Genomic DNA, 21409 nt, shown 5'->3' with positions numbered 1-21409 from the left:
CCCTACTTTGGCGGGCCGGGTGAAACCCCAGCGTGTCGAGGATGCCGGCCAGCGGCCGGCACTACCCGATCTGGCGAACCCGCTTAAACCTTCCGGGCCTCACGCGCATCCCAGCTGTGATTCCTGCCCGGAGCCACGGATGCGCCTGCCCCTCTGCCTCGTTGCCGCCCTGCTGCTGCCCTGCAAGGCACTGGCCGCCCCGCCCCAGGTCGTCACCGACGACATCGGCCGCTTCTGGGCCACCTATGACGCGGTACGCGCCGAGCCCGACGTTGAACGCCAGGTCGCACTCGTGCAGGAGCGCTACATCGATCCAGGCAGCCCCGGCCTGCATGCGCTGATGCAGGTGCGCAACTATACCGCCCGCGAATACGCCGAGGCCATGCGCGCGTGGCCGCGCTTCTGGACGTCGGTACGCCCATTGACCGCCAACGCGCAGCAGGCCAGCGCCACTCTGGAGCGGGACCTGGCCGCCTTCCGCACGCTCTACCCCGCCCTGCGCCCGGCCACCATCACCTATGCCGTGGGCGTGCTGCGTACTGGCGGGACCACGCTGGGTGACAAGGTGCTGATCGGTGCGGAGATGGCGCTGGGCGATGAGCGCGTGGACGTGAGCGAGTTGCCGGCGAAAATGCGCGATCGCCTGCGGATCTTCTACGACAGCCGTCCGGGGGCGAACAACGCGCAGAACAACCTGCACGAGTACGTGCATACCCAGCAGCGCGAGACTACCGGCAGCCTGGCGCAGTACGCGGTGCGCGAAGGCGTGGCGGAGTATGTGGCCGAACGGCTGAGTGGGCGTCGGCCGGCGTTGCCACTGTACAGCTACGGGCCCGCGCACGAGGAGGAGATCCGCGCGCGTTTTGTCGCTGAAATGGACGGCGATGACCTGGACAACTGGCTGTACAACAACGGCCGAAATCCGTTCGGGGTGAGTGATGTGGGGTACTACGCCGGGTATCGCATCGCGCAGGAGTACATGCGACAGCAGGCTGATGAGAAGGCGGGGATCGCGCGGATGATCGAGCTGGACTATGCCGATGCGGGGGCGGTGCGGGCGTTCATCGAGGCATCGGGGTGGTTGCCTGATGAGGCTGCCGGCCAGCGGCCGGCACTACCAGACTCCAGCCGCTGGTAGCGCCGGGACAGAGAGTGCGAACCAACGGTTCGCACCCACCATTGGGGCATCAGCCCCATCACCTCAGGCATACAGCGTGGGGTCCGGCACGCCGGCTTCGGCGAAACCCTGCGCGCGCAGGCGGCAGGCATCGCAGTGGCCGCAGGCGGCGCCGTTGGCGTCGGCGTTGTAGCAGGACACGGTCAGGCCGAAGTCCACGCCCAGGCGCACGCCTTCGCTGACGATCTGGCCCTTGCTGAGGAACTGCAGCGGCGCGTGTACCTTGATGCCCGCACCTTCCACGCCCGACTTGGTGGCCAGGTTGGCTAGCGCCTGGAACGCGGCCACGAACTCGGGGCGGCAGTCCGGATAGCCGGAATAATCCACCGCGTTGACGCCGCAGAAGATGTCATTGGCACCGAGCACTTCGGCCCAGCCCAGCGCCAGCGACAGCATGATGGTGTTGCGCGCCGGCACGTAGGTGACCGGGATGCCGGCGCCGCCGGCCTCGGGTACGTCGATGTCGTCGGTCAGTGCCGAGCCGCCGATGCTGCGCAGGTCCACGTCCACGGTCTTGTGCGCGACCACGCCCTGGGCCTTGGCCACGCGGGCGGCGGCATCCAGTTCGGAGGTGTGGCGCTGGCCGTAGCGCACGCTCAGGGCATGCACGGCGAAGCCCTGTTCCTGGGCCATGGCGATGACGGCGGCTGAATCCATGCCGCCGGAGAGAAGCACGACTGCCTTCTTCATGGGAAAAACGTCCGGTTGGGAGGGGAAAGCCAGCACGCTGTCCCGCGCCGGAGCTACATCAGGGAACGCTGCGCGGGCTCATCGGCCCGGCTCGTCGTTCCACAGGATTTTATGCAACTGCATCTGGAAGCGCACCGGCAGCCGGTCTTCAACGATCCAGTCGGCCAGCTGCCGCGCGGTGATCTCGCCCTTGCTGGGCGAGAAGAACACCGTGCAGCGCTTGACCAGATCGTGTTCGGCCAGCAGGGACTTGGCCCAGTCGTAATCCTCGCGGCTGCAGATGACGAACTTGATCTGGTCGCGGGCGGTCAGCAGCGGCAGGTTGTCCCAGCGGTTGCGCGCCACTTCGGCCGAACCCGGGGTCTTGATGTCGACCACGCGCGATACGCGCGGGTCCACCGCGCTGACGTCCAGCGCGCCGGAGGTCTCCAGCGAAACGTCCATGCCGGCATCGCAGAGCTTCTGCAGCAGCACCAGGCAACGCTTCTGCGCCAGCGGCTCGCCGCCGGTCACGCAGACGTGGCGCACGCCCTGGGCCAGCACCTCGGCCACGATGTCGTCGATGTCCCACCAGGTGCCGCCATGGAAGGCATAGGCGGTGTCGCAGTACTGGCAGCGCAGCGGGCAGCCGGTCAGGCGCACGAACACGGTCGGCCAGCCGGCGGTATCGGCTTCGCCCTGCAGCGAGGTGAAGATCTCGGTGATCTTCAGGCGTGGCAGGGGCGACTGCACAATCTCACTGGGCGTGGCGGCGGCGCTGGATGGGGTAACGGCGGTCATGGCGGGCACTTCTTGGTGGGACACGTGGCGGGTGGGCTACCGTGGCCGGTAACGAAAGCAGCCGAGCATGGCTCGGCTCTACAACAGCAACCGGACGGGTTTGCCGGTCCGGAAACGAAAGCAGCCGAGCATGGGCTCGGCTCTACAGGGCACCCATTGTACGCCCGGTCAGCGGATCAGCGGATCTGCTTGCCGAGGCGGATGGACTGCAGACGGTCCTGCGCGGTGCGCGCGGCGTCCGAGCCAGGGTACTGCGCCACGACGGTCTCCAGCGTCTGCTGGGCCTGGTCGACCTTGCCCTCGCCGTATTGCGAGAGGCCGACCTTGAGCAGGCCGCCAGCGGCCTTGTCGTGGGTCGGATAGCGCGAGAGCAGTTCACGGAACTGGGTCTCGGCCATCGGGAAATTGCGGGTGGCGTAGTAGCTCTCGCCCAGCCAGTACAGCGCGTTCGGCGCGTAGACGCCGTTCGGATACAACTGCAGGAAGCTCAGGAACAGCTGCGCCGAGTCATCGTACTTGCCGGCCTTCAGCGAATCGAAGGCGACGTTGTAGGAGGTGCGCTCGTCGCCGGTGGCGGCAAGGCTGCCGGCATCACCATGGACGGAAGGCGGCCGCTCGGAAGTGGCCGCCGCTGCGGGTTTTGCCGGAGCCGGTGCGGCCTTCGGCGCGCTCGCCGGAACGGGCGGCAGGGCCGGGGCGGCATTGCCCCCTTCCAACCGGTTCAGGCGGCTGTCCAGATCCAGGTACTGGTCCTGGGCGGACTGCTTGAGCTGGGCGTTGTCGTGCTGCAACTGCTCGATCGAGGCCTGCAGGCTGGTGACCTGCTGCCGCAGCTGATTGATCTGGTTCAACAGGTCCTGGTTGGCACTGTTGTTGTACATCTGCTGCTCGATCGCGCCAACGCGGTCGGCCAGGCTCTGTCGCTGTGCATGCGCCGGTGCGGCAGCCACGAGGGCTGCCGCAACGACCAGCATCAGTTTGATGCCAATGCGCATGGATTACTGCGCGGTGTAGACGATTTCGACGCGACGGTTCTGCGACCAGCAGGACTCGTTCGACTCGGTGCAGACCGGACGCTCTTCACCGTAGGACACGACGGTCAGCTGCGAAGCCGAGCCACCGTTGGCCTGCAGGGCCGAGTTGACGCCGTTGCCACGACGCTCACCCAGGGCCTGGTTGTACGCGCGCGAACCGCGCTCGTCGGTGTGGCCCTGCAGGGTGATGCGCGAGGACGGACGGTCACGCAGGTACTTGGCGTGGCAAGCCATGATGGCCTGGAATTCCGGCTTCACGTCTTCCTTGTCCAGGTCGAAGTAGACAACGCGCTGGCGCAGGCAAGCGTCGGTGTCCAGGTCGCCCGGGCCGTACAGGCCGGAGGTCGACGGACCGGTCGGGGTGGTGGTCGAGGTGCCGGTGTCAACCGGGGCTGCCGGCTCTTCCTTCACCTTCTTCGAGCAACCGGCCAGGACGGCCACAGACAGCAGGGAAACAAGCAGAACGCGGGTGGACTTGTTCATGGCGATACCTTTGTGGCTCCTAGGCCGATGAGGGGTTCAAGACAGCGAAAATATTAACACTCTTTTAGCGCTGGGTACGGTATGGGGACCATGCCGGCTCGCGCACATCACCATCGGCCAGGACCAGGCGCTGGCGAACCCGCGCATCGGCCGAAACGGCATACAACACACCACGGCCACCTTCGCGGGCGGCGTACAGCACCATGCTTGCGTTGGGCGCAAAGCTGGGCGATTCATCCAGCGAACCCGGGGACAGCGTGCTCCAGCGGGGCGAACCCAGCGAGCTGTCCATCATCGCGATCTTGTAGCTGTTGCCCGAGCCCTGGGCGACGGCGATCTTCTTGCCATCGTAGGACACCGAGGGCTTGGCGTTGTAGTTGCCCTGGAAGGTCACGCGCTCGGCGCTGCCGCCGCCCGCACCGACCTTGTAGACCTGCGGACGGCCGCCGCGGTCGGAGGTGAAGTACACCGCGCTGCCGTCCGGCGCCCAGGTCGGCTCGGTATCGATGGCGAAGTGGTTGGTCAGCTGGGTCAGCTGCTTGCTGCCCAGGTCCATCACGTAGATTTCCGGGTTGCCCGAACGCGACAGGGTCAGGGCCAGCTTGCGGCCGTCCGGCGAGAACGCCGGAGCGCTGTTGATGCCACGGAAGCTGGTGACCAGCTCGCGCGCACCGGTGCCGATGTTCTGGATGTAGATGGCCGAATTGCCACGCTCAAAGCTGACGTAGGCCAGCTTGCTGCCATCCGGGCTCCACGACGGCGACAGCAGCGGCTCGGCCGAGCGCACGATGGTCTGCGGGTTGAAGCCGTCGGAATCGGCCACCATCAGCGCGTAGCGCATGGCATCACCCTTGCCGCTGGCGGTCACGTAGGCGATGCGGGTCCAGAAGGCGCCGCGCACACCGGTGATCTTCTCGTAGATGGCGTCGGCCATCTGGTGGGCGACGTCGCGCATGGCATTGCCACGGGCGGTCATCGCCAAGCCCAGCAGGCGCTCGCCCTTGGGCACGTCGAACAGTTCGTACTCGACCCGGTAGGCGCCGGCACCGGCATCCAGCACGCGGCCGACCACGATGTAGTTCTGCTTCAGCGCGCGCCAGGTGGCGAACTGGATGTCGCCGCCGCGCACCGGCTTCTCGACGATCTGCGCTTCCGGCAGCGTGCGGAACTGGCCCGAACGCTCCAGGTCGGCACGGACCACGCCAGCGACGTCGGTCTGCGGTGCAGCCGCCGAACCCTGGTAGGGCATCGGCACGATGGTGATCGGCAGCGCGGAGGCATTGCCGCCGATGATGTCGATATCCAGCCCCTTCTGCTGCGCGACGGCAGCAAAGGGCAGCAACAGGGCCGCAAACACGGCAAGCCAGCGAGGCATCTTTTTCATGGAGCGCTCAATAGGGGGAAACCGGAACGAGGGATAACAAAGCGGAAGTGAACCGCTTCGCAATCATGAACCAAGGGTACGTGAATTCCGGGTCAGTTCCAGCCCGTCCTCTCACGCACCGTTAACGTCGTGGCTAACATCGCACTCGCCCGCCCCGGTCACGCCGCCCTGTAGGACGGTGTTCGACAGCAGGCCACAGCCTGCCCGGCCGAAACCGGAACTGCCAGAGGCGAGCGCGACATCCGTGGGCGCAGGTGGCCCGAGAGCCACCCTGCCCTGCCCGCCTCAGCGATCCTGGGCGGTAAAGGTGAAGTTGAGCGTGCGCGCGAATACCGACTCGAAGCCGCGGTATGGCAGCGGCTGCGCGTTGAGCACGGCGGCCTCGATCGAACGCTTGCCGGCCTCGTCGTACGGGCAGTTCGGGCTGACCTTGGCCTGCATCACCGTGCCGCCCGGAATCTGGGTGATGGTGATCTGGCAGCGCTGGCCCAGCGGCACCGTATCCGGGCGCACCCACTGCGACAGCACCTTGGCCTGGATCGCGGCGGCGTACTTGGCCGAAAGATCGTCGCTGTTGCCACCACCACCGGCGGCCGGCTGGGACGCACCGCTGGCACCGGCAGCGGCACTGCCGGCTGCATTGCGCGCGGCGGCCACCTGGCGCAGCTTCTGCTCGGCCAGTTTGGCTTCCTTCTCGGCCTGCTCGCGGCGGGCACGGATCTCGGCGATCTTCTTCTGCTTCTCGGCCTCGGCCTTGTCAGCGGCCACGCGCTCCTGCTCGGCCAGCTTCTTCTTCTCGTCCGCTTCCTGCTGCTTGGCCAGGCGCAGCTTCTGCTCCGCTTCTTCCTGGCGCTTGCGTTCGGTCAGGTCGATCTGCTCCTGGCGACGCTTGGCTTCCTGCTCCTGCTTGGCCTTCTCCTGCGAGATGGCCAGTGCGCTCACCGCTTCCTGGTCCTTGGTGTCCGGCTGCGCGACGCGCTCCTGCGCCTGTTGCTGCTGCGGCGTGGGAGCGTCCTGCGGGCGCGGCTCGGGGATCGGCTGCGGCGGCGGAATGGTGTCTTCCGGCACCGGGATCGGCTCGGCCACCGGCGGCGGCAGGTCTTCCAGCTTTTCCGACTGGCGCAGGGCCTGGCGCGCGGCGGAGGCCTCCGACGCAGACAGCGCCAGGCTGGCCTCGACCGACGGATCACCGGCGGCGGCGTCGGTGTTGCGCTCGGGCGACCAGAACCATGCCACGATGAAGACCAGCGCGACCAGCAGGTGCACCAGCAACGCCAGCGCCAGGGGCAGGCCCCAGCCGGGTTCGCGCTGCTGTGGAGGTGGCAGGGCGTCAGCGTGCATCGGTGGCCAGGCCTACCTTGTCTACCTTGGCGCGCTTGATCACATCCATCGCAGCGATGACCTTTTCATAGGCCACGGCACGGTCGGCGGCGACGATCACGCGCACGCCCTTGTCCTGGGCGGCGATGCCGGCCAGGCGGCCTTCCAGTTCCTCGGCCGACACAGCGGTCGGTTCCTTGGCGTCGGGCAGCTTCAGGCTGAGCTGGCCGTCCTGGCGCACCGAGACGATCACCGGGTCCTGCTTGCTCTCCAGCGCCTTGGCGTTGGATTGCGGCAGGTCGACGTCGAAGCTCAGCGTGAGCAGCGGCGCGGTGACCATGAAGATGATCAGCAGCACCAGCATGACGTCGATGTAGGGAACGACGTTGATTTCCGATTTCAGCTTGCGGCGCTTGCGGCGACCGATGGCAGCGGACATGGCTTGGACTCCCGGGTCAGGCGCTTACTCGTCGCCAGCGCTCTGGCGCTGCAGGATGGAGCTGAACTCTTCGGCAAAGGTCTCGAACCGCACCGACATGCGCTCTACGCGGGTGGTGAAGCGGTTGTAGGCCCACACTGCCGGAATCGCCACGAACAGGCCGATCGCGGTGGCGAACAGGGCTTCGGAGATGCCTGGCGCGACGGCGGCGATGCCGGCCTGCGCACCGCTGCTGATCATGTCGTGCATGGTCACCATGATGCCGAACACGGTGCCGACCAGGCCCACGTACGGCGCGGTCGAGCCGATGTTGGCCAGCAGCTCCAGGTTGCGCTCGAGCTGGTCCACTTCGCGGGTGTAGGTGGTGCGCATGGCACGCTGCGCGCCTTCCAGCTGCGCGCGGCCATCCAGGCGACGCTTGTCGCGCAGGCGGGTGTATTCGCGGAAACCGGCTTCGAAGATGGCTTCCAGGCCGCCGACATTGCGGCTGCGATCGGTGGCCGAGCTGTACAGCTTGCCCAGGTCCGCACCGGACCAGAAGCGGTTCTCGAACTCGTCGGCTTCGCGGGTGGCCTGCTTGAACACGCGGGCCTTGCGGAAAATGATCACCCAGCTGACGAACGAGCCGACCAGCAGCAGCAGCACGATGATCTTCACCGGCAGGCTGGCCTTGGCCATCAGTTCGAGGTAGTTGATGCCGCCGCCGGTGGTGGCCTGGGCAAGGGTCTGTGTCGCGGCGTTGCTGACGTCGGCCGGCAGTGCCTCGGTGACCGTGGCCTGCAGGGCCAGGAGCGTTGCGATCATCCGTTGTTCCTCAGTGTTCGGATTCGGGGTGGAGGTGGGGTTGCAGCACGGCAAGGACGGCCTCGTCCATGCCACGCGGGCGGAAACTGGCCGCTTCCAGTGCGGCAATGCGGACCTGCGCCGACAGCAGCAGTTCGCCGTCGCGCAGGATCTGCTGGTCGAAGACCATGCTGGCCTTCTTCAGCTGGACCAGGCGGGCACTCACCTGCAGGGTGTCATCCAGCCGTGCCGGCCTGATGAAATCCATCTGCATCGAGCGCACCGCGAAGACCATCCCATGCTCGGCGCGCATGCGCTCCTGGCCGTAGCCCAGCGCACGCATCCATTCGGTCCGGGCCCGTTCCATGAAGGCCACGTAGCGGGCGTGGTAAACCACGCCACCTGCGTCGGTATCTTCCCAGTAAATGCGTGTCGGCCAACTGAATCGGGGCTCAACCGACATCTGGAACCTCCGCGAACAGGTCCTGCGGCGGGTTCTTCGGCTTCAGGCCCATGTGCCGGTAGGCCTTGTGAGTCGCCATGCGGCCGCGCGCGGTACGCACCAGGAAACCCTGCTGGATCAGGTACGGCTCGACCACGTCTTCCAGCGTGCCGCGCTCTTCGGACAGTGCCGCGGCCAGCGATTCGATGCCGACCGGGCCGCCATCGAAGTAGTCGACCATGGTCTTGAGCAGACGGCGGTCAAGCTCGTCGAAGCCCTCCGGGTCGACCTTCAGCATCTGCATGGCAGCCTGTGCCACGGCCTCGTCGATGTGGCCGCCGGCCTTGACCTGCGCGTAGTCGCGCACGCGGCGCAGCAGGCGGTTGGCGATACGCGGGGTGCCACGCGCGCGGCGCGCGATCTCCCCTGCCCCATCGGCGGTGCAGTCGATGGCCAGAATGGCCGCCGAGCGGCGCACGATCCGGGTCAGCTCCTCGACGCTGTAGAACTCCAGGCGCTGGACGATGCCGAAGCGGTCGCGCAGCGGCGCGGTCAGCAGGCCGGCACGGGTGGTGGCACCGATCAGGGTGAACGGCGGCAGGTCGATCTTGATCGAGCGGGCGGCGGGGCCTTCGCCGATCATGATGTCGATCTGGAAATCTTCCATCGCCGGGTACAGCACTTCCTCGACCACCGGCGACAGGCGATGGATCTCGTCGATGAAGAGCACATCGTGCGGCTGCAGGTTGGTCAGCAGCGCGGCGAGGTCGCCGGCCTTCTCGATCACCGGGCCGGAGGTCACGCGCAGGGCCACGCCCAGTTCGTTGGCGATGACGTGGCTGAGGGTGGTCTTGCCCAGACCCGGCGGCCCGAAGATCAGTACGTGGTCGAGCGCGTCGCCACGCCCCTTGGCCGCCTGGATGTAGATCTCCATCTGCTCGCGCACCGGCACCTGGCCGAGGTAGTCGGCAAGGCGCTTGGGGCGGATGCTGGCGTCGGCGGCGTCATCCTCGCGGGTGGCGCCGGCGCCGATGATGCGGTCGTCGGTCATGTGCTGATTATGCGGCAAAAGTACGGGTTTCGGCCGGGCTGCGCCCGGCACCCGCAGAAGCAACTGCCGGAGCAACAGCCAAAGCTGGCTTCCTGGGGGATGCCGGGGTGGGTCCGGTTGCGGAGGACGCTGCAAGTACGTCCATGTAAGCTCGGTCGCCGCATCCATGCGGCTCACGCCCCCGCAACCGGACCCACCCCGCCTTCGACAGATCTCCGCAATCTGCCGGAATGGCATGGCCGGCTCTGCCTGCTCTTGGTGGGTGTCGACCTTGGTCGACACGGTAGATCCACGCCATGCGTGGATGGATCTCTGGATGAATCGACGGTGGAGATTAAATCTCCACCTGCGCACCGAGTTCCACCAGGCGATTGCCCGGAATGCGGAAGAAGCCGGTCGCGGGAGCGGCGTTGCGATGCATCAGCGCGAACAGCTTGTCGCGCCAGATCGGCATGCCGCGGTTGGCGGTGGCCACGATGGTCTCGCGGCTGGCGAAGAAGGTGGTGTCCATCGGGTCGAAATAGATGCCACCGTGGTCGCACGAGCGCATCAGCGCCAGCGGCACGTCCGGGGTTTCCATGAAGCCGAAGCGCACGTAGACGCGATAGAACTCGTCGCCTACCGATTCGATCTTCAGTCGCTGCCCTTCCATCGCATACGGAATCGGCAGGGTTTCCACGTGCAGGAACACGTTGCGCTCGTGCAGCACCTTGTTGTGCTTGAGGTTGTGCATCAGCGCATGCGGGGCCACGGTCGGGTCGGCGGTGAGGAATACCGCAGTGCCCGGCACGCGTACCGGCGGTGCCAGCATCAGGCCCGGCAGGAAGGTATCCAGGCGGATGCCGTCCTTGCGGATCTCATCGCGCAGCAGCTCGCGGCCACGGCGCCAGGTACGCATCATGGTGAACAGGAAGATGCCCAGCACCACCGGGAACCAGGCGCCCTGCAGCAGCTTGGCGCCATTGGCGATGACAAAGCCGAGGTCGATGATGAAGAACACCACGCACAGCGGCAGGATCCACTTGCGTGCCTTTGGCCACAGCGAGCGGGCCACCAGGGCCAGCAGCAGGGTGTCGATCAGCATCGTCGCCGACACCGAGATGCCGTAGGCCACGGCCAGGTTGGACGAGCTGCGGAAGGCCAGCACCAGGCCGATCACCATCACCGCGATGCCCCAGTTGATGCCCGGGATGTAGATCTGGCCGATGGTGTCGTGCGAGGTGTGCTTGATGCGCATGCGCGGGATGTAGCCCAGCTGCATGGCCTGGCGCGAGACCGAGAACGCACCGGTGATGACCGACTGCGAGGCGATCACCGCGGCCATGGTGGCCAGGATGATCATCGGATACAGCGCCCACGGCGGCACCGCCTCGAAGAAGGGGTTCTTCAGCGCCTCTGGATGGTTGAGCACCAGTGCGCCCTGCCCCAGGTAGTTCAGCACCAGGCACGGCAGAACGAAGAAATACCAGGCGTGGCGGATCGGCTTGGCGCCGAAATGGCCCATGTCGGCGTACAGCGCTTCGCCGCCGGTCACTGCCAGCACCACCGCGCCGAGGATGAAGATGCCGTGCCAGCTGTGCTCCATGAAGAAGCGGATCGCCCACCAGGGGTTGAAGGCCTTCAGCACTTCCGGCGCGTCGACGATGTTGTAGATACCGATCGCGGCCAGCGAAATGAACCAGACCGACGTGATGGGGCCGAAGGCCTTGCCGATCTTCTCGGTGCCAAAGCGCTGCGCGGCAAACACCATCAGCAGTACCACCACGGTGATCGGCACGATGAAGGCATGCAGGCCCGGCGCGGCCACCTCCAGGCCTTCGACGGCGCCCAGCACCGAAATCGCCGGCGTGATCACGCCATCGCCGAAGAACAGCGAGGCACCGAAAATGCCGAGGATGCCGACCACGTACGCCGAGCGTGACCCGTTGCGCAGCGTGCGCTGGGTCAGCGCCATCAGCGCCATGATGCCGCCTTCGCCGTCATTGTCGGCGCGCATGATGATGGTCACGTACTTCAGCGTGACCACGATGTTCAGTGCCCAGAACGCCAGCGAGAGCACGCCCAGTACCGTGTCGTGGTCGCTGTTGAGCCCGTAGTGCGGCGAGAACGCCTCCTTCAGGGTGTACAGCGGGCTGGTACCGATATCGCCGAAGACCACGCCGATCGCACCGATGATCAGCGCCATGCCTCCGGCTGGAGGGGCGTGACCATGGCCGCCTGGGGCGGCGGCGTGCGGGGTTTGACTGCTGGACATGGGACTCCTGGCGAAGCTCAGGCGGTGGGTTGGGGGAAAGAAAGGCAGGTCAGCGCAGCGCCGACTGCAGCGCCTTGCGGATCACGGTGGCCACTTCGTCGCCCTCATTGAAGGCGTCGCGGGCCATGCGCGCGGCTTCGGCCGGCTTGTAGCCCAGCTGCTGCAACGCCACGGTCGCATCGGACAGCGGGTCGGCCGGAGCCGGGCCACTGCCGGTGGGCAGCGCGCCGCCGGCACCGAACTGGGCGGCGCGGTCACGCAGCTCCAGCACCATGCGCTCGGCGGTCTTCTTGCCGATGCCCGGAATGCGGGTCAGCGCGGTGATGTCACCGGCCTGGACCATGCGCGCGAACTCCTCGACGGTGACGCCGGACAGCACGGCCAGCGCGATCTTCGCGCCGATGCCACTGACCTTCTGCACGTCGCGGAACAGGCGCCGCTCGCCCTCGCGCAGGAAGCCGTACAGCGAGACGCTGTCTTCCTTCTGCGCGTAATGGGTGTACAGGGTGACCTCGCGGCCGAGCTCGGGCAGGTCATAGAAGGTGCTCATCGGCGCCTCCAGCTCGTAGCCCACTCCGTTCACGTCCACCACCAGCCACGGCGGCGCCTTGTAGGCGACGATGCCGCGCAGTCGACCGATCATTGCGTGCAGCTCCTCATTTGCGGCCCCACGCCTGGCGGGCACTGAGCCCCAGGCGGTTGGCCGTTGCCCTTACGTGGGCATGGGTGATAGCCACCGCCAACGCGTCGGCCGCGTCGGCCTGCAGCTTGGTTTTCAGGTTGAGCATGAGCCCGACCATGTGTTGAACCTGTTGCTTTTCGGCGCCACCACGACCGACCACCGCCAGCTTGATCTCGCTGGCGGCATATTCATGCACCGGCAGGTCGCGCAGCACCACGGCGGAAATCGCCGCGCCACGGGCCTGGCCCAGCTTCAGTGCTGAATCGGGGTTGCGGGCCATGAACACGCGTTCGATGGCCACTTCCTGCGGCTGGTACTCGCGGCACAGGTCGGCCAGGCCCAGCACCAGCAGCTTCATGCGCTGCGGGAAATCGTCGGCGCCCAGCAGCACCAGCGGCTGGTGATGCACGTGGCTGACCTTTCCGGTGGCGTCGACATCAATGATGCCGACCCCGGTCCGCTGCGAACCGGGATCGATGCCGAGGATGCGGGTCATGCGGCACTCCTGGCGGGGCGGAACGGGAGGCGCTGGCAGGCGTATGGGCTCATGACTGTCCGCGGTGACCGTTCAACGGCCCGCGCCCAGGCCGTCGAAGACGGCTCAGGCGTAGGCGTCGGCGCCGAGTTCGGCGTTGGAGTACACGTCCTGCACGTCGTCCAGGTCTTCCAGCATGTCCAGCAGCTTCTTGACCTGCAGGGCGACGTCGCCTTCGACCTTGATGTCGTTGTCGGCGCGGAAGGTGATCTCGGCGTGGTCGGCGACATGGCCCGCAGCGGTCATTGCATCCTTGACCGCGTTGAACGCGTCAGGGCTGGTGACCACATCGATCGAGCCATCGTCCGGATAGACCACGATGTCATCGGCGCCGGCCTCGATGGCCGCCTCGGTGATGGCTTCCTCGTCGACGCCCGGGGCGAAGCTGAGCACGCCCAGGCGCTTGAACATGAAGGCCACCGAGCCTTCGGTGCCCATGTTGCCGCCGCACTTGCTGAACGCATGGCGGACATCGGCCACGGTGCGCACGCGGTTGTCGGTCAGGCAGTCGACGATCACGGCCACGCCGCCCGGGGCATAGCCCTCGTAGCGGATTTCCTCGTAATCGACGCCTTCCAGTTCACCGGTGGCCTTCTTGATGGCGCGCTCGATCACGTCCTTGGACATGTTCACGGCCAGGCCCTTGTCCATCGCCACGCGCAGGCGCGGGTTGTTGTTGGGGTCGCCTCCACCGCCGCGCGCGGCAACGCCGATCTCACGGATGATCTTGGTGAAAATCTTGCCGCGCTTCGCGTCGGACGCGTTCTTGCGGGCTTCGATGGAGGGGCCTCTACCCATGGGTGCTACCGTCTGGCTGCTTCAGGATCAAGGCGCGGATTCTACCTGATCGGGCGCTGCAACCGTGTCTAGGCCCGTATTGTTGTAGAGCCGAGCCCATGCTCGGCTCAATGGGCCCGACGGAATGCAGCCGAGCGTGGGCTCGGCTCTACAGAACGGTCCCACCGCCGGGCCTTACGCGGCGGCCGCGTCGCGGCTGTGGTCGAACTGGCCGTGGCGCAGGAAATGGGCGGTCTGCCGTGCGGCGTCGGGCGACACCACCAGGCCACTGTGGCTGGTGCGGACCACGCAATGGTCGGCCAGACCCGGCAGGCGCGTCTCAGCCAGGGCCACGGTGCCGTCCGAGGCATCGTCGATGGCCCCCAGCAGGCTGCCCAGCCCATGCGGCACCGAACCGGCGATCAGGCCAACCTCGGCCCTGCCCTGCCAGTCCGGCAGGCCATCCAGCAGCAGGTCGCTGCTGCGCCCCAACGCGAGGCCCCAGCCGTGCTCGGACAACGAACGCGCAGTGCCACTGCCGCGCAGCGGCGAGCCCAGGCAGACCACGCGCTGCACATCCAGCTGCGGCTGGCGGCGCAAGGCCTCCAGCGCCAGCAATCCCCCCAGGCTGTGTCCGACCAGCGACAACGGGCCGGCATCGGTCAGCCGCTCCAGCAGCTGCGGCACGGCCACGTCGGGACCACCGAATACCGAGGAATAGCCGAACGCGTGCACCTGGAAACCACGTGCGCGCAGGCGCCAGGCCAGCGGCCCGACCCAGGCACGGGCATTCCAGATGCCATGCAGCAGCAATACGGGGGGAGTCATGCAAACAGCCTGGCGGTCAGCGGGGCGGGAACGTACGGTGATTGAACACGCGCGCGCAGCAAGCGGCGGTGAACGTCAGGCTGCGCGCGGTGTGCGGCGCAGGATGAATTCAAGATCGTGGGTGTCGCCGACCGGGAACAGATATTCGCCCGCCTTCTCGAATCCATAGCGGGCGTAGAAGCGCTGTGCGCCGAAGTTCTCCGACCACACGCCCAGCCACAGCGTGCGCGGGCCTTCGTGCTCCAGCCAGGCCAGCGCGGTTTCCAGCAGGCGGCTGCCCCAGCCACAGTTCTGCTGGGCCTTGATCAGGTACAGGCGCTTGAGTTCGCCGTCACCGGGTTTCACCTCGGGATGCGGCAGGCCACAGGGGCCGGCGGCGGCATGGCCGACCGCCTCCCCGTCCAGCTCCAGCAGCCACACCGCGTAGTCGGGGTGGGCCAGGATCACGCGCTGGCGCTCGACCGTGTAGGCCTCCTCAAGGAAGGCCTGCAGGTCCTGCGGCGGATACAGATGGCCGAAGGTTTCGGTGAACGTGCGGGCAGCCAGCGCCGACAGGGTCGGCGCGTCGTCCACAGTGGCGCGGCGGATCGAATACATGCAGGAAGTTGACGTCAGGGCGAAGGGCGGGTCAAGCCTTTTCAGGCGACTCCGCTTCTTCTTCCTCGTCCTCTTCCTCGTATTCCTCTTCGTCCTCGTCCTCTTCTTCCTCGCCTTCCTCGTCCTCGTCGTACTCTTCCTCTTCGTCGTCCTCGTAATCCTCGACGCCGAAGTCTTCACCGTCCCAACGGCCTTCGCCGTCGGCGACGAAGGTCAGGGCCATCGCCGCCGGGTTGGTACCCACACGAACCAGCCAGCCCCCGAACACGCGTGCACGCTCGGTGACCAGATTGGCCTCGGCGCCTTCATTGCCCAGCTTTTCCCACTCCAGCGAAAACGCGAACTCGGTCATTGCCTGGATCTCCTGATCAGTTGGTCTTGGGGCGAACCTGGATGTGCACTTCGGCCAGCTGCGCGTCGACGATCGGCGACGGCGCGTCGGTCATCAGATCCTGTGCACCGGTGGTCTTCGGGAACGGGATGACGTCGCGGATCGACTCGGTGCCGGCCATCAGCGCGGCGATGCGGTCGATGCCGAAGGCGATGCCACCGTGCGGCGGCGCGCCGTAGTTCAGCGCGTCGAGCAGGAAGCCGAACTTGGCGCGGGCTTCTTCGGCACCGATGCCGAGCAGCTCGAACACTGCGCTCTGCATGTCCGGACGGTGAATACGGATCGAACCACCGCCGATCTCATTGCCGTTGAGCACCATGTCGTAGCCGCGCGAGACGGCGGTACGGGCGTTGGCGCGCAGGTCGGCGATGTCGTCCACGGCCGGTGCGGTGAAGGGGTGATGCAGGGCGACGTAGCGCTGTTCTTCCTCGTCCCACTCGAACATCGGGAAGTCGGTGACCCACAGCGGTGCCCAGCCGTCGGCGACCAGGCCGAAGTCCTTGCCGGCCTTCAGGCGCAGCGCGCCCATGAAGTCGGAAACCTTGTTGTAGCCACCGGCACCGAAGAACACGATGTCGCCGTTGCCGGCGCCGACGTGCGCGACCAGCGCAGCGAAGGATTCCTCGCTGAAGAACTTCTGGATCGGCGAGCTGACTTCGCCGTTGTCGGCGATCTTGATGTAGGCCAGACCCTTGGCACCGTACTTGGCGGCATGCGCGGCGTACTCGTCGATCTGCTTGCGGCTGAGCGCTGCACCGCCCGGGATGCGCAGCGCGGCAACGCGGCCTTCGGCATCGTTGGCCGGGCCGGTGAACACGGCAAATTCGCTGTCCTTGACCAGCTCGGCCACGTCCACCAGTTCCAGCGCGATGCGCAGGTCCGGCTTGTCCGAACCGTAGCGACGCATCGCCTCGGCCCAGGTCATGCGCGGGAAGCTGGCGTCCAGCTGCACGTCCACCACTTCCTTGAAGATGGCGCGGATCATGTCTTCGACGAAGTCCTGCACGTCGCGCTCGCGGACGAAGGCGAATTCCATGTCCAGCTGGGTGAATTCCAGCTGGCGGTCGGCACGCAGGGCTTCGTCGCGGAAGCAGCGCGCGATCTGGTAGTAACGGTCGAAGCCGGCCACCATCAGGATCTGCTTGAACAGCTGCGGGCTCTGCGGCAGGGCGTAGAACTCGCCCGGGTGCATGCGCGCCGGCACCAGGAAGTCGCGGGCGCCTTCCGGGGTGGCCTTGGTCAGGATCGGGGTCTCGATGTCCTGGAAGCCCTTCTCGTCCAGGTGGCGGCGCAGGGCCTGCACCAGCTTGATGCGGGTGCGCTGCATGCGCTGCATCTCCGGGCGGCGCAGGTCCAGGTAGCGGTACTTCAGGCGGGTTTCTTCGCCCGGGTTCTCGTGGGCGTGGAACGGCAGCGGCGCGGCCTTGTTCAGCACGGTGATGGCAGTGGCGATCACTTCCACCTTGCCGGTGCGCATCTTGTCGTTCACCGCGTGGCGGGCACGCACCACGCCTTCCACCTGCAGCACGTCCTCATAGCCCAGCGACGCGGCCACGGCAAACACGTCGGCGTTGTCGACTTCCACGGTCACCTGCACGATGCCTTCATGATCTCGAAGATCGATGAAGCAGACGCCGCCCTGGTTACGGGCCACGTCGGTCCAGCCGGCGAGGGTGACAGTCTGGCCAATCAGGGTCTCATCGACCAGGCCGCAGAAGTGGGTACGCATGGGGGGAAGCTCCGCTGGAGAACGCCGGCACCGGATGGGGGCCGGAAAGCCTCGTATTCTGCGGCCGAGGCCCCGGCCGGGGCAAATCCGGCCAGTCACACCGGCTTGATCGCCCCCCTCCCTATAGTCGGGCACCTGCCACCGTATGGGATGCCGCCATGAAACCGCTGTCCCTGGCCAGCCTGGCCGTAACCCTCAGCCTGGGTGCCCTGGGTACCCTTGCCCTGCCCGCCCCTTCCGCGCATGCGCAGAGCGGCGTGGTCCGCTGCGAAAGCCAGAACAACCGCGAACGGGTCTGCAACACCGGCTGGCGCAATGCGCAGCTGGTGCGCCAGCTGTCCGGCTCGGACTGTGATGAAGGACGAACCTGGGGCAGCCGTAACGGCAGCATCTGGGTCACCAACGGCTGCCGAGCGGAGTTCGTCGAGGCCCGCGGTGGCTGGGGCGGCGGCAATGGCGGTGGCTGGGGCGGCAACAACGGCCGGCCCGGCGAGACCATCCGCTGCGAGAGCCAGAACAACCGTGAGCGCAGCTGCCCGGTCGGCTGGCGCAATGCCCGCCTGGTCCGCCAGCTGTCTGGCAGCCCCTGCAACGAAGGGCGTACCTGGGGCGTGCGCAATGGCGCGGTCTGGGTCAGTGGCGGTTGCCGTGCCGAATTCGCCGAAGCCCGTGGCTGGGGCGGTGGCGGCGGTGGCTGGGGCGGCGGAAACAGCAATTACACGGTGACCTGCAGCAGCAACAACAACCGCTCGCAGACCTGCGACTGGGATGAGCGCCAGGGCCGTCCGGTGCTGCAGCAGCAGCTGTCCGGCAGTGCCTGCCAGGAAGGCCGCAGCTGGGGCTACGCGCGTGGCCAGGTGTGGGTGAGCAACGGCTGCCGGGCACGTTTCGGCACGCGGTGAGGGGTAGCGCCGGGCCATGCCCGGCGAGCGCAGTGGCGCGGTCAACTGCAGAAAACCCGCCGGGCACGGCCCGGCGCTACCGGGCTGGCTGCGCGGCCTCATCACCCCAAGGCGGCGGCGGCAGGTCGACCGGCCTGCTCAGATCGAACTGCACGCGGAAGCGGCGGCCGTCCGGGCGCGTCAGCTCGTAGACGAACGTCTGGTCGGGATCGATTTCCATCGCCCAGGTGTTGTGCGTGGAGGCCAGCATGTCGGCGCGGCGGAACATCGCCACCGAATCGGCATCGGCCGGGAACTGCTGGCGCTCGGCAGTGCCCGGCGGCGTGCTGTCGCCACCGTACAGGGTGATCGCGTCGGGGCTGCCGTCTTCGTGGCGATGGTCGTGCTTCAGGCGCAGCCCGTTCGGCGTGCGGGTCAGCACCCACGTGCGCGAGTGGTCATCCCCCACGTGGAACGGGATGCGCAGCTCATGCGCCGGGTCGGCACAGCCGCGCACATGCATCACCAGGCGCTGCCCGGCGAACGGGTCCTTCCCTGTCGGCGCCGGCGTGTCCTCCACCACCTTGCCGGCGTAAGCCTGGCCGCAATGCGCGGCGATGGCGGCCATGAAGGCATCGGCCGGTGCGGTCGCCAGATCATGGGCGACCGTGTCGGAGCGCTGCGTACAGGCAGCAAGGCTGAGCAGGAGGACGGAAGCGGTGACGGCGGCAGGCAGTTTCATACCCCAACCCTAACGGCCATGGCCGAAGTGCGCAAACCGCACGCGCAGCATCCGCTCAGCGATCGAGGGCAGATGCCGCCGGCAGTGTTTCTGTGGCTGCCACCGGCGCGGCTTCGCCTTCACCCGCAGGTTCCTGCTCGACCGGATCGACATCGAACGGGGTACGGAACACCAGCGACGGCAGCAGCGTGGTCAACGCCGCATACAGCAACAGCGCGCCGAACAGCACCGCCGGGATCTGGAAGCGCTCGCGCATGATCGCCGCCAGCACCAGGGTGAAGATGAGGGTCGGAGCCAACGCTAGCGAGACCCGCAGGCTGCTGCGGAAGCTCTCGCCGAACATGACCCGGCGCTGCAGCCAGACCACGCCGATGCGCAGCGGCAGCACCACCAGGGTGATCACGATGCCCAGCCCCAGGGCCTCGAAGCTGAGCGCTTCGGCGGGCACCTTGGTGCCGGCGTTGAAGAAGTAGAACGGCACGAAGAACGAGGCGAACAGGCGCAGCGCATGCAGGTTCTCGTGCGAGGCCAGCAACGGCATGCGCTGGTGCAGCAGGCGCGCGACCAGCCCGGCGATGAACGCGCCGACCAGGTAGTACACGCCCAGCAGGTAGGTGATGTAGGCCGCGACCATGCCCACCATCACCAGCAGCGAGAATTCCGAGCCCGGCGCGTGCGGCGCCACCCAACGGCCCAGGCCGATGAACAGCAGCGGCAGGCCGACCATCATCGCCAGCAGGGCCAGGCTGGACAGCGCCATATGCCCCGGATCGCCCGCCTGCAGCACGATGAACAACGCCGCCAGCGCCAGCAGTTCGCCGGCGATGGCCTTGCTGGTCACCCAGAACCGCTCGTCCTCGCTCAGGCCCAGCCGCGACAGCGAATCCATGATGAAACCGGTGGAGGGCGTCAGCAGCGCCAGGGCCAGCAGGCCGGCAGCCTGCCAGGGCAATCCCGCGTAGCGCCAGGCCAGCCAGCCTACGCCGAACAGCGTGCCGGTACGGATCACCAGATGCGCCAGCAGCGGCCACATGCCACGGCGCAGCGCCTGCAGGTCCACTTCCAGGCCGGCGAACAGGAACAGCGAGGAAATCCCCAGCGTGGCCAGAAGGCCGATCACCGCATCGTGGGCCTGGTCGCCCAGCCAGAGCATGCCGATGATGCCGAACAGCAGGCAGGTCAGTGGTGCGGGCAGGCTGAAGCGCTGCAGCGCGCGCGGGATCACCAGCAGCGCGAAGATCAGCAGCAGGTAGATCAACTCATGGCTCATCGGGGTCTTCCGTGGGGTTCGAACGCGCGCAGGATGCGCGCGCCGAACCGATCCGGCAAGCCACGTTTGAATGACCCCGGTTACCTCATCCAATCAGTCGATCGGCGATCCGGCCCACCTGGGCCAGCACCAGGGCGCGCTGCTCATTGCTGATCGCGCCGGCCTGCAGATAGGCGGTCAGCACCCACGGTGCGCCGCCCGCGCGCGGCCACAACACGGCGATGTCGTTGCGCGCGTCCTCGCCATTGCTGCCGGTCTTGTCGCCAACGCGCCAGCGCTTGCCGAGGCCCGCGCGCAGGCAGGCGTCGCCAGTCTCGTTGTCGATCAGCCAGTCGGCCAGCTGCTGCCGCGATGCCGGCTGCAGCACTTTCCCCAGCACCACACGCTGCAGCGAACCAGCCATCGCCGCCGGTGTGGTGGTGTCGCGCGGGTCGCCTTCGGCGAAGCTGTTCATTTCCGGCTCCAGCCGGTCGCTGCGGCTGACCGCATCACCGCTGGCGCGCAGGAACGCGGTCACCGCCGGCGGGCCACCGACCACGCCGAACAACAGGTTGGCGGCGGTGTTGTCGCTGGTGATGATCGTGGCCCGGCACAGGTCGCGCACGGTCATATCCTTGCCGGCATGACGGCGGGTGACCGGTGCGTGCGAGAGCAGGTCGGCCTCGCGCACCGGTACGCGCCGGTCGAGCAGCGCGGGTGCGCGCTCGGCCTGGCTGAGCACGGTCGCGGCCAGCATGCTCTTGAAGGTGCTGCACATCGGGAAGCGCTCGTCCTGGCGATGGCCGACGCGGCGACTGCTTGCGGTATCGAGCAGGGTCACGCCCAAGCGTCCTGCGCAGGCCTTTTCCAGCGCGGCGAAATCACCGGCGGCGTTGATGGCGGTGTCTGTGGGTGCGTTGGCGGCGGCCTTGCCCGCTGCACGTGCCAGCAACGGCAGGGCAAGCGAAGAAGCAACAGCGGCACCACTGAACTGCAGGAATCGGCGACGGGCGAGCATGCGGGGGTTCTCCTGGGGACCGTTCGATTATTGGAACCCACGGCCAGGACGACCAGCGCGAAAACTCAGCACCAGCCATTAGATTTATTGATGTCTATTGCATCAATTCCTGCGATTAGCGGCCTTCCCTGCCCAGGCGTTAG

The 21409-nt window shown here is 67.1% G+C and carries 23 protein-coding genes; 2 read left to right on the top strand and 21 right to left on the bottom strand.

What is annotated here, in order from left to right; genetic code table 11:
- The first annotated feature begins 139 nt into the window (after window positions 1–139).
- Entirely contained in the window at window positions 140–1138 is a 999-nt protein-coding gene (locus G5A07_RS02230; protein WP_191862566.1) for a DUF2268 domain-containing putative Zn-dependent protease, read from the top strand.
- Between the two features lie 63 nt (window positions 1139–1201).
- On the opposite strand, the gene queC is transcribed toward G5A07_RS02230, so the two are convergent.
- The 18 genes from queC to aspS all read right to left on the bottom strand — a co-directional run bounded on the left by queC (window position 1202) and on the right by aspS (window position 17376).
- Window positions 1202–1867 (bottom strand): 7-cyano-7-deazaguanine synthase QueC, encoded by a 666-nt coding sequence (gene queC, locus G5A07_RS02225; RefSeq protein ID WP_005410745.1) that lies wholly within the window; start codon window positions 1865–1867, stop codon window positions 1202–1204.
- A gap of 78 nt (window positions 1868–1945) precedes the next feature.
- On the bottom strand, window positions 1946–2647 hold the full coding sequence (gene queE, locus G5A07_RS02220) for a 7-carboxy-7-deazaguanine synthase QueE (protein WP_010481613.1): 702 nt from the start codon (window positions 2645–2647) through the stop codon (window positions 1946–1948).
- A gap of 176 nt (window positions 2648–2823) precedes the next feature.
- Window positions 2824–3642, bottom strand: a complete 819-nt coding sequence (gene ybgF, locus G5A07_RS02215) for a tol-pal system protein YbgF (RefSeq protein ID WP_010481611.1) — start codon at window positions 3640–3642, stop codon at window positions 2824–2826.
- Between the two features lie 3 nt (window positions 3643–3645).
- Window positions 3646–4164, bottom strand: a complete 519-nt coding sequence (gene pal / locus G5A07_RS02210; protein ID WP_005410748.1) for a peptidoglycan-associated lipoprotein Pal — start codon at window positions 4162–4164, stop codon at window positions 3646–3648.
- Between the two features lie 64 nt (window positions 4165–4228).
- Entirely contained in the window at window positions 4229–5548 is a 1320-nt protein-coding gene (gene tolB, locus G5A07_RS02205) for a Tol-Pal system beta propeller repeat protein TolB (RefSeq protein ID WP_049411092.1), read from the bottom strand.
- 285 nt (window positions 5549–5833) lie between these two features.
- On the bottom strand, window positions 5834–6889 hold the full coding sequence (gene tolA / locus G5A07_RS02200; protein ID WP_159360493.1) for a cell envelope integrity protein TolA: 1056 nt from the start codon (window positions 6887–6889) through the stop codon (window positions 5834–5836).
- Window positions 6879–7307, bottom strand: coding sequence for a protein TolR (tolR, locus tag G5A07_RS02195; protein ID WP_005410751.1), 429 nt, complete (start codon window positions 7305–7307; stop codon window positions 6879–6881). The genes tolA and tolR overlap by 11 nt, the downstream gene beginning before the upstream one ends.
- Before the next feature lie 24 nt (window positions 7308–7331).
- Window positions 7332–8111 carry a protein TolQ gene (gene tolQ / locus G5A07_RS02190; RefSeq protein WP_006438802.1) on the bottom strand — a complete coding sequence of 260 codons (780 nt, stop codon included), beginning with the start codon at window positions 8109–8111 and terminating at the stop codon, window positions 7332–7334.
- A 10-nt stretch (window positions 8112–8121) separates the two neighbouring features.
- The gene (gene ybgC / locus G5A07_RS02185; protein WP_010481597.1) at window positions 8122–8553 is read right to left on the bottom strand and encodes a tol-pal system-associated acyl-CoA thioesterase; all 432 of its coding nucleotides are present in this window, start codon (window positions 8551–8553) and stop codon (window positions 8122–8124) included.
- Complete coding sequence (gene ruvB / locus G5A07_RS02180; protein ID WP_019337543.1) at window positions 8543–9583, bottom strand: Holliday junction branch migration DNA helicase RuvB; 1041 nt, start codon at window positions 9581–9583, stop codon at window positions 8543–8545. The genes ybgC and ruvB overlap by 11 nt, the downstream gene beginning before the upstream one ends.
- A gap of 334 nt (window positions 9584–9917) precedes the next feature.
- The gene (locus G5A07_RS02175; RefSeq protein ID WP_005418516.1) at window positions 9918–11768 is read right to left on the bottom strand and encodes a potassium transporter Kup; all 1851 of its coding nucleotides are present in this window, start codon (window positions 11766–11768) and stop codon (window positions 9918–9920) included.
- A 118-nt stretch (window positions 11769–11886) separates the two neighbouring features.
- Complete coding sequence (ruvA, locus tag G5A07_RS02170; protein WP_010481591.1) at window positions 11887–12480, bottom strand: Holliday junction branch migration protein RuvA; 594 nt, start codon at window positions 12478–12480, stop codon at window positions 11887–11889.
- A 13-nt stretch (window positions 12481–12493) separates the two neighbouring features.
- Window positions 12494–13015 carry a crossover junction endodeoxyribonuclease RuvC gene (gene ruvC, locus G5A07_RS02165; RefSeq protein WP_010481590.1) on the bottom strand — a complete coding sequence of 174 codons (522 nt, stop codon included), beginning with the start codon at window positions 13013–13015 and terminating at the stop codon, window positions 12494–12496.
- A gap of 105 nt (window positions 13016–13120) precedes the next feature.
- Complete coding sequence (locus G5A07_RS02160; protein WP_010481589.1) at window positions 13121–13852, bottom strand: YebC/PmpR family DNA-binding transcriptional regulator; 732 nt, start codon at window positions 13850–13852, stop codon at window positions 13121–13123.
- A gap of 174 nt (window positions 13853–14026) precedes the next feature.
- Window positions 14027–14659, bottom strand: coding sequence for an alpha/beta fold hydrolase (locus G5A07_RS02155; protein WP_029379762.1), 633 nt, complete (start codon window positions 14657–14659; stop codon window positions 14027–14029).
- 75 nt (window positions 14660–14734) lie between these two features.
- The gene (locus G5A07_RS02150; protein ID WP_019337539.1) at window positions 14735–15256 is read right to left on the bottom strand and encodes a GNAT family N-acetyltransferase; all 522 of its coding nucleotides are present in this window, start codon (window positions 15254–15256) and stop codon (window positions 14735–14737) included.
- 31 nt (window positions 15257–15287) lie between these two features.
- The gene (locus tag G5A07_RS02145; RefSeq protein ID WP_019337538.1) at window positions 15288–15608 is read right to left on the bottom strand and encodes a hypothetical protein; all 321 of its coding nucleotides are present in this window, start codon (window positions 15606–15608) and stop codon (window positions 15288–15290) included.
- A 16-nt stretch (window positions 15609–15624) separates the two neighbouring features.
- Window positions 15625–17376 (bottom strand): aspartate--tRNA ligase, encoded by a 1752-nt coding sequence (aspS, locus tag G5A07_RS02140; RefSeq protein WP_010481582.1) that lies wholly within the window; start codon window positions 17374–17376, stop codon window positions 15625–15627.
- A 158-nt stretch (window positions 17377–17534) separates the two neighbouring features.
- Here aspS and G5A07_RS02135 point away from each other — a divergent pair, with 158 nt between their 5' ends.
- Window positions 17535–18278, top strand: a complete 744-nt coding sequence (locus tag G5A07_RS02135) for a DUF3011 domain-containing protein (RefSeq protein ID WP_109814742.1) — start codon at window positions 17535–17537, stop codon at window positions 18276–18278.
- Window positions 18279–18354: 76 nt separating this feature from the next.
- Here the strand turns inward: G5A07_RS02135 and G5A07_RS02130 are convergent, their stop codons facing one another.
- From G5A07_RS02130 to blaL2, 3 genes are all read right to left on the bottom strand, one after another.
- The gene (locus G5A07_RS02130) at window positions 18355–18999 is read right to left on the bottom strand and encodes a hypothetical protein (RefSeq protein WP_191862564.1); all 645 of its coding nucleotides are present in this window, start codon (window positions 18997–18999) and stop codon (window positions 18355–18357) included.
- Between the two features lie 55 nt (window positions 19000–19054).
- Entirely contained in the window at window positions 19055–20269 is a 1215-nt protein-coding gene (locus tag G5A07_RS02125) for a cation:proton antiporter (RefSeq protein WP_010481576.1), read from the bottom strand.
- A gap of 85 nt (window positions 20270–20354) precedes the next feature.
- Window positions 20355–21266: a L2 family extended-spectrum class A beta-lactamase gene (gene blaL2, locus G5A07_RS02120; protein WP_019337536.1), complete on the bottom strand. Its 912-nt coding sequence runs from the start codon at window positions 21264–21266 to the stop codon at window positions 20355–20357.
- Window positions 21267–21409 lie beyond the last annotated feature (143 nt).

This window comes from Stenotrophomonas sp. AS012628 (genome assembly GCF_010608305.1).
GTDB classification, from domain to species: Bacteria; Pseudomonadota; Gammaproteobacteria; order Xanthomonadales; family Xanthomonadaceae; genus Stenotrophomonas; species Stenotrophomonas geniculata.
The sequence above is the reverse complement of the archived record's forward strand: the minus strand, read 5'-3'. Positions and strand labels throughout refer to the sequence as shown.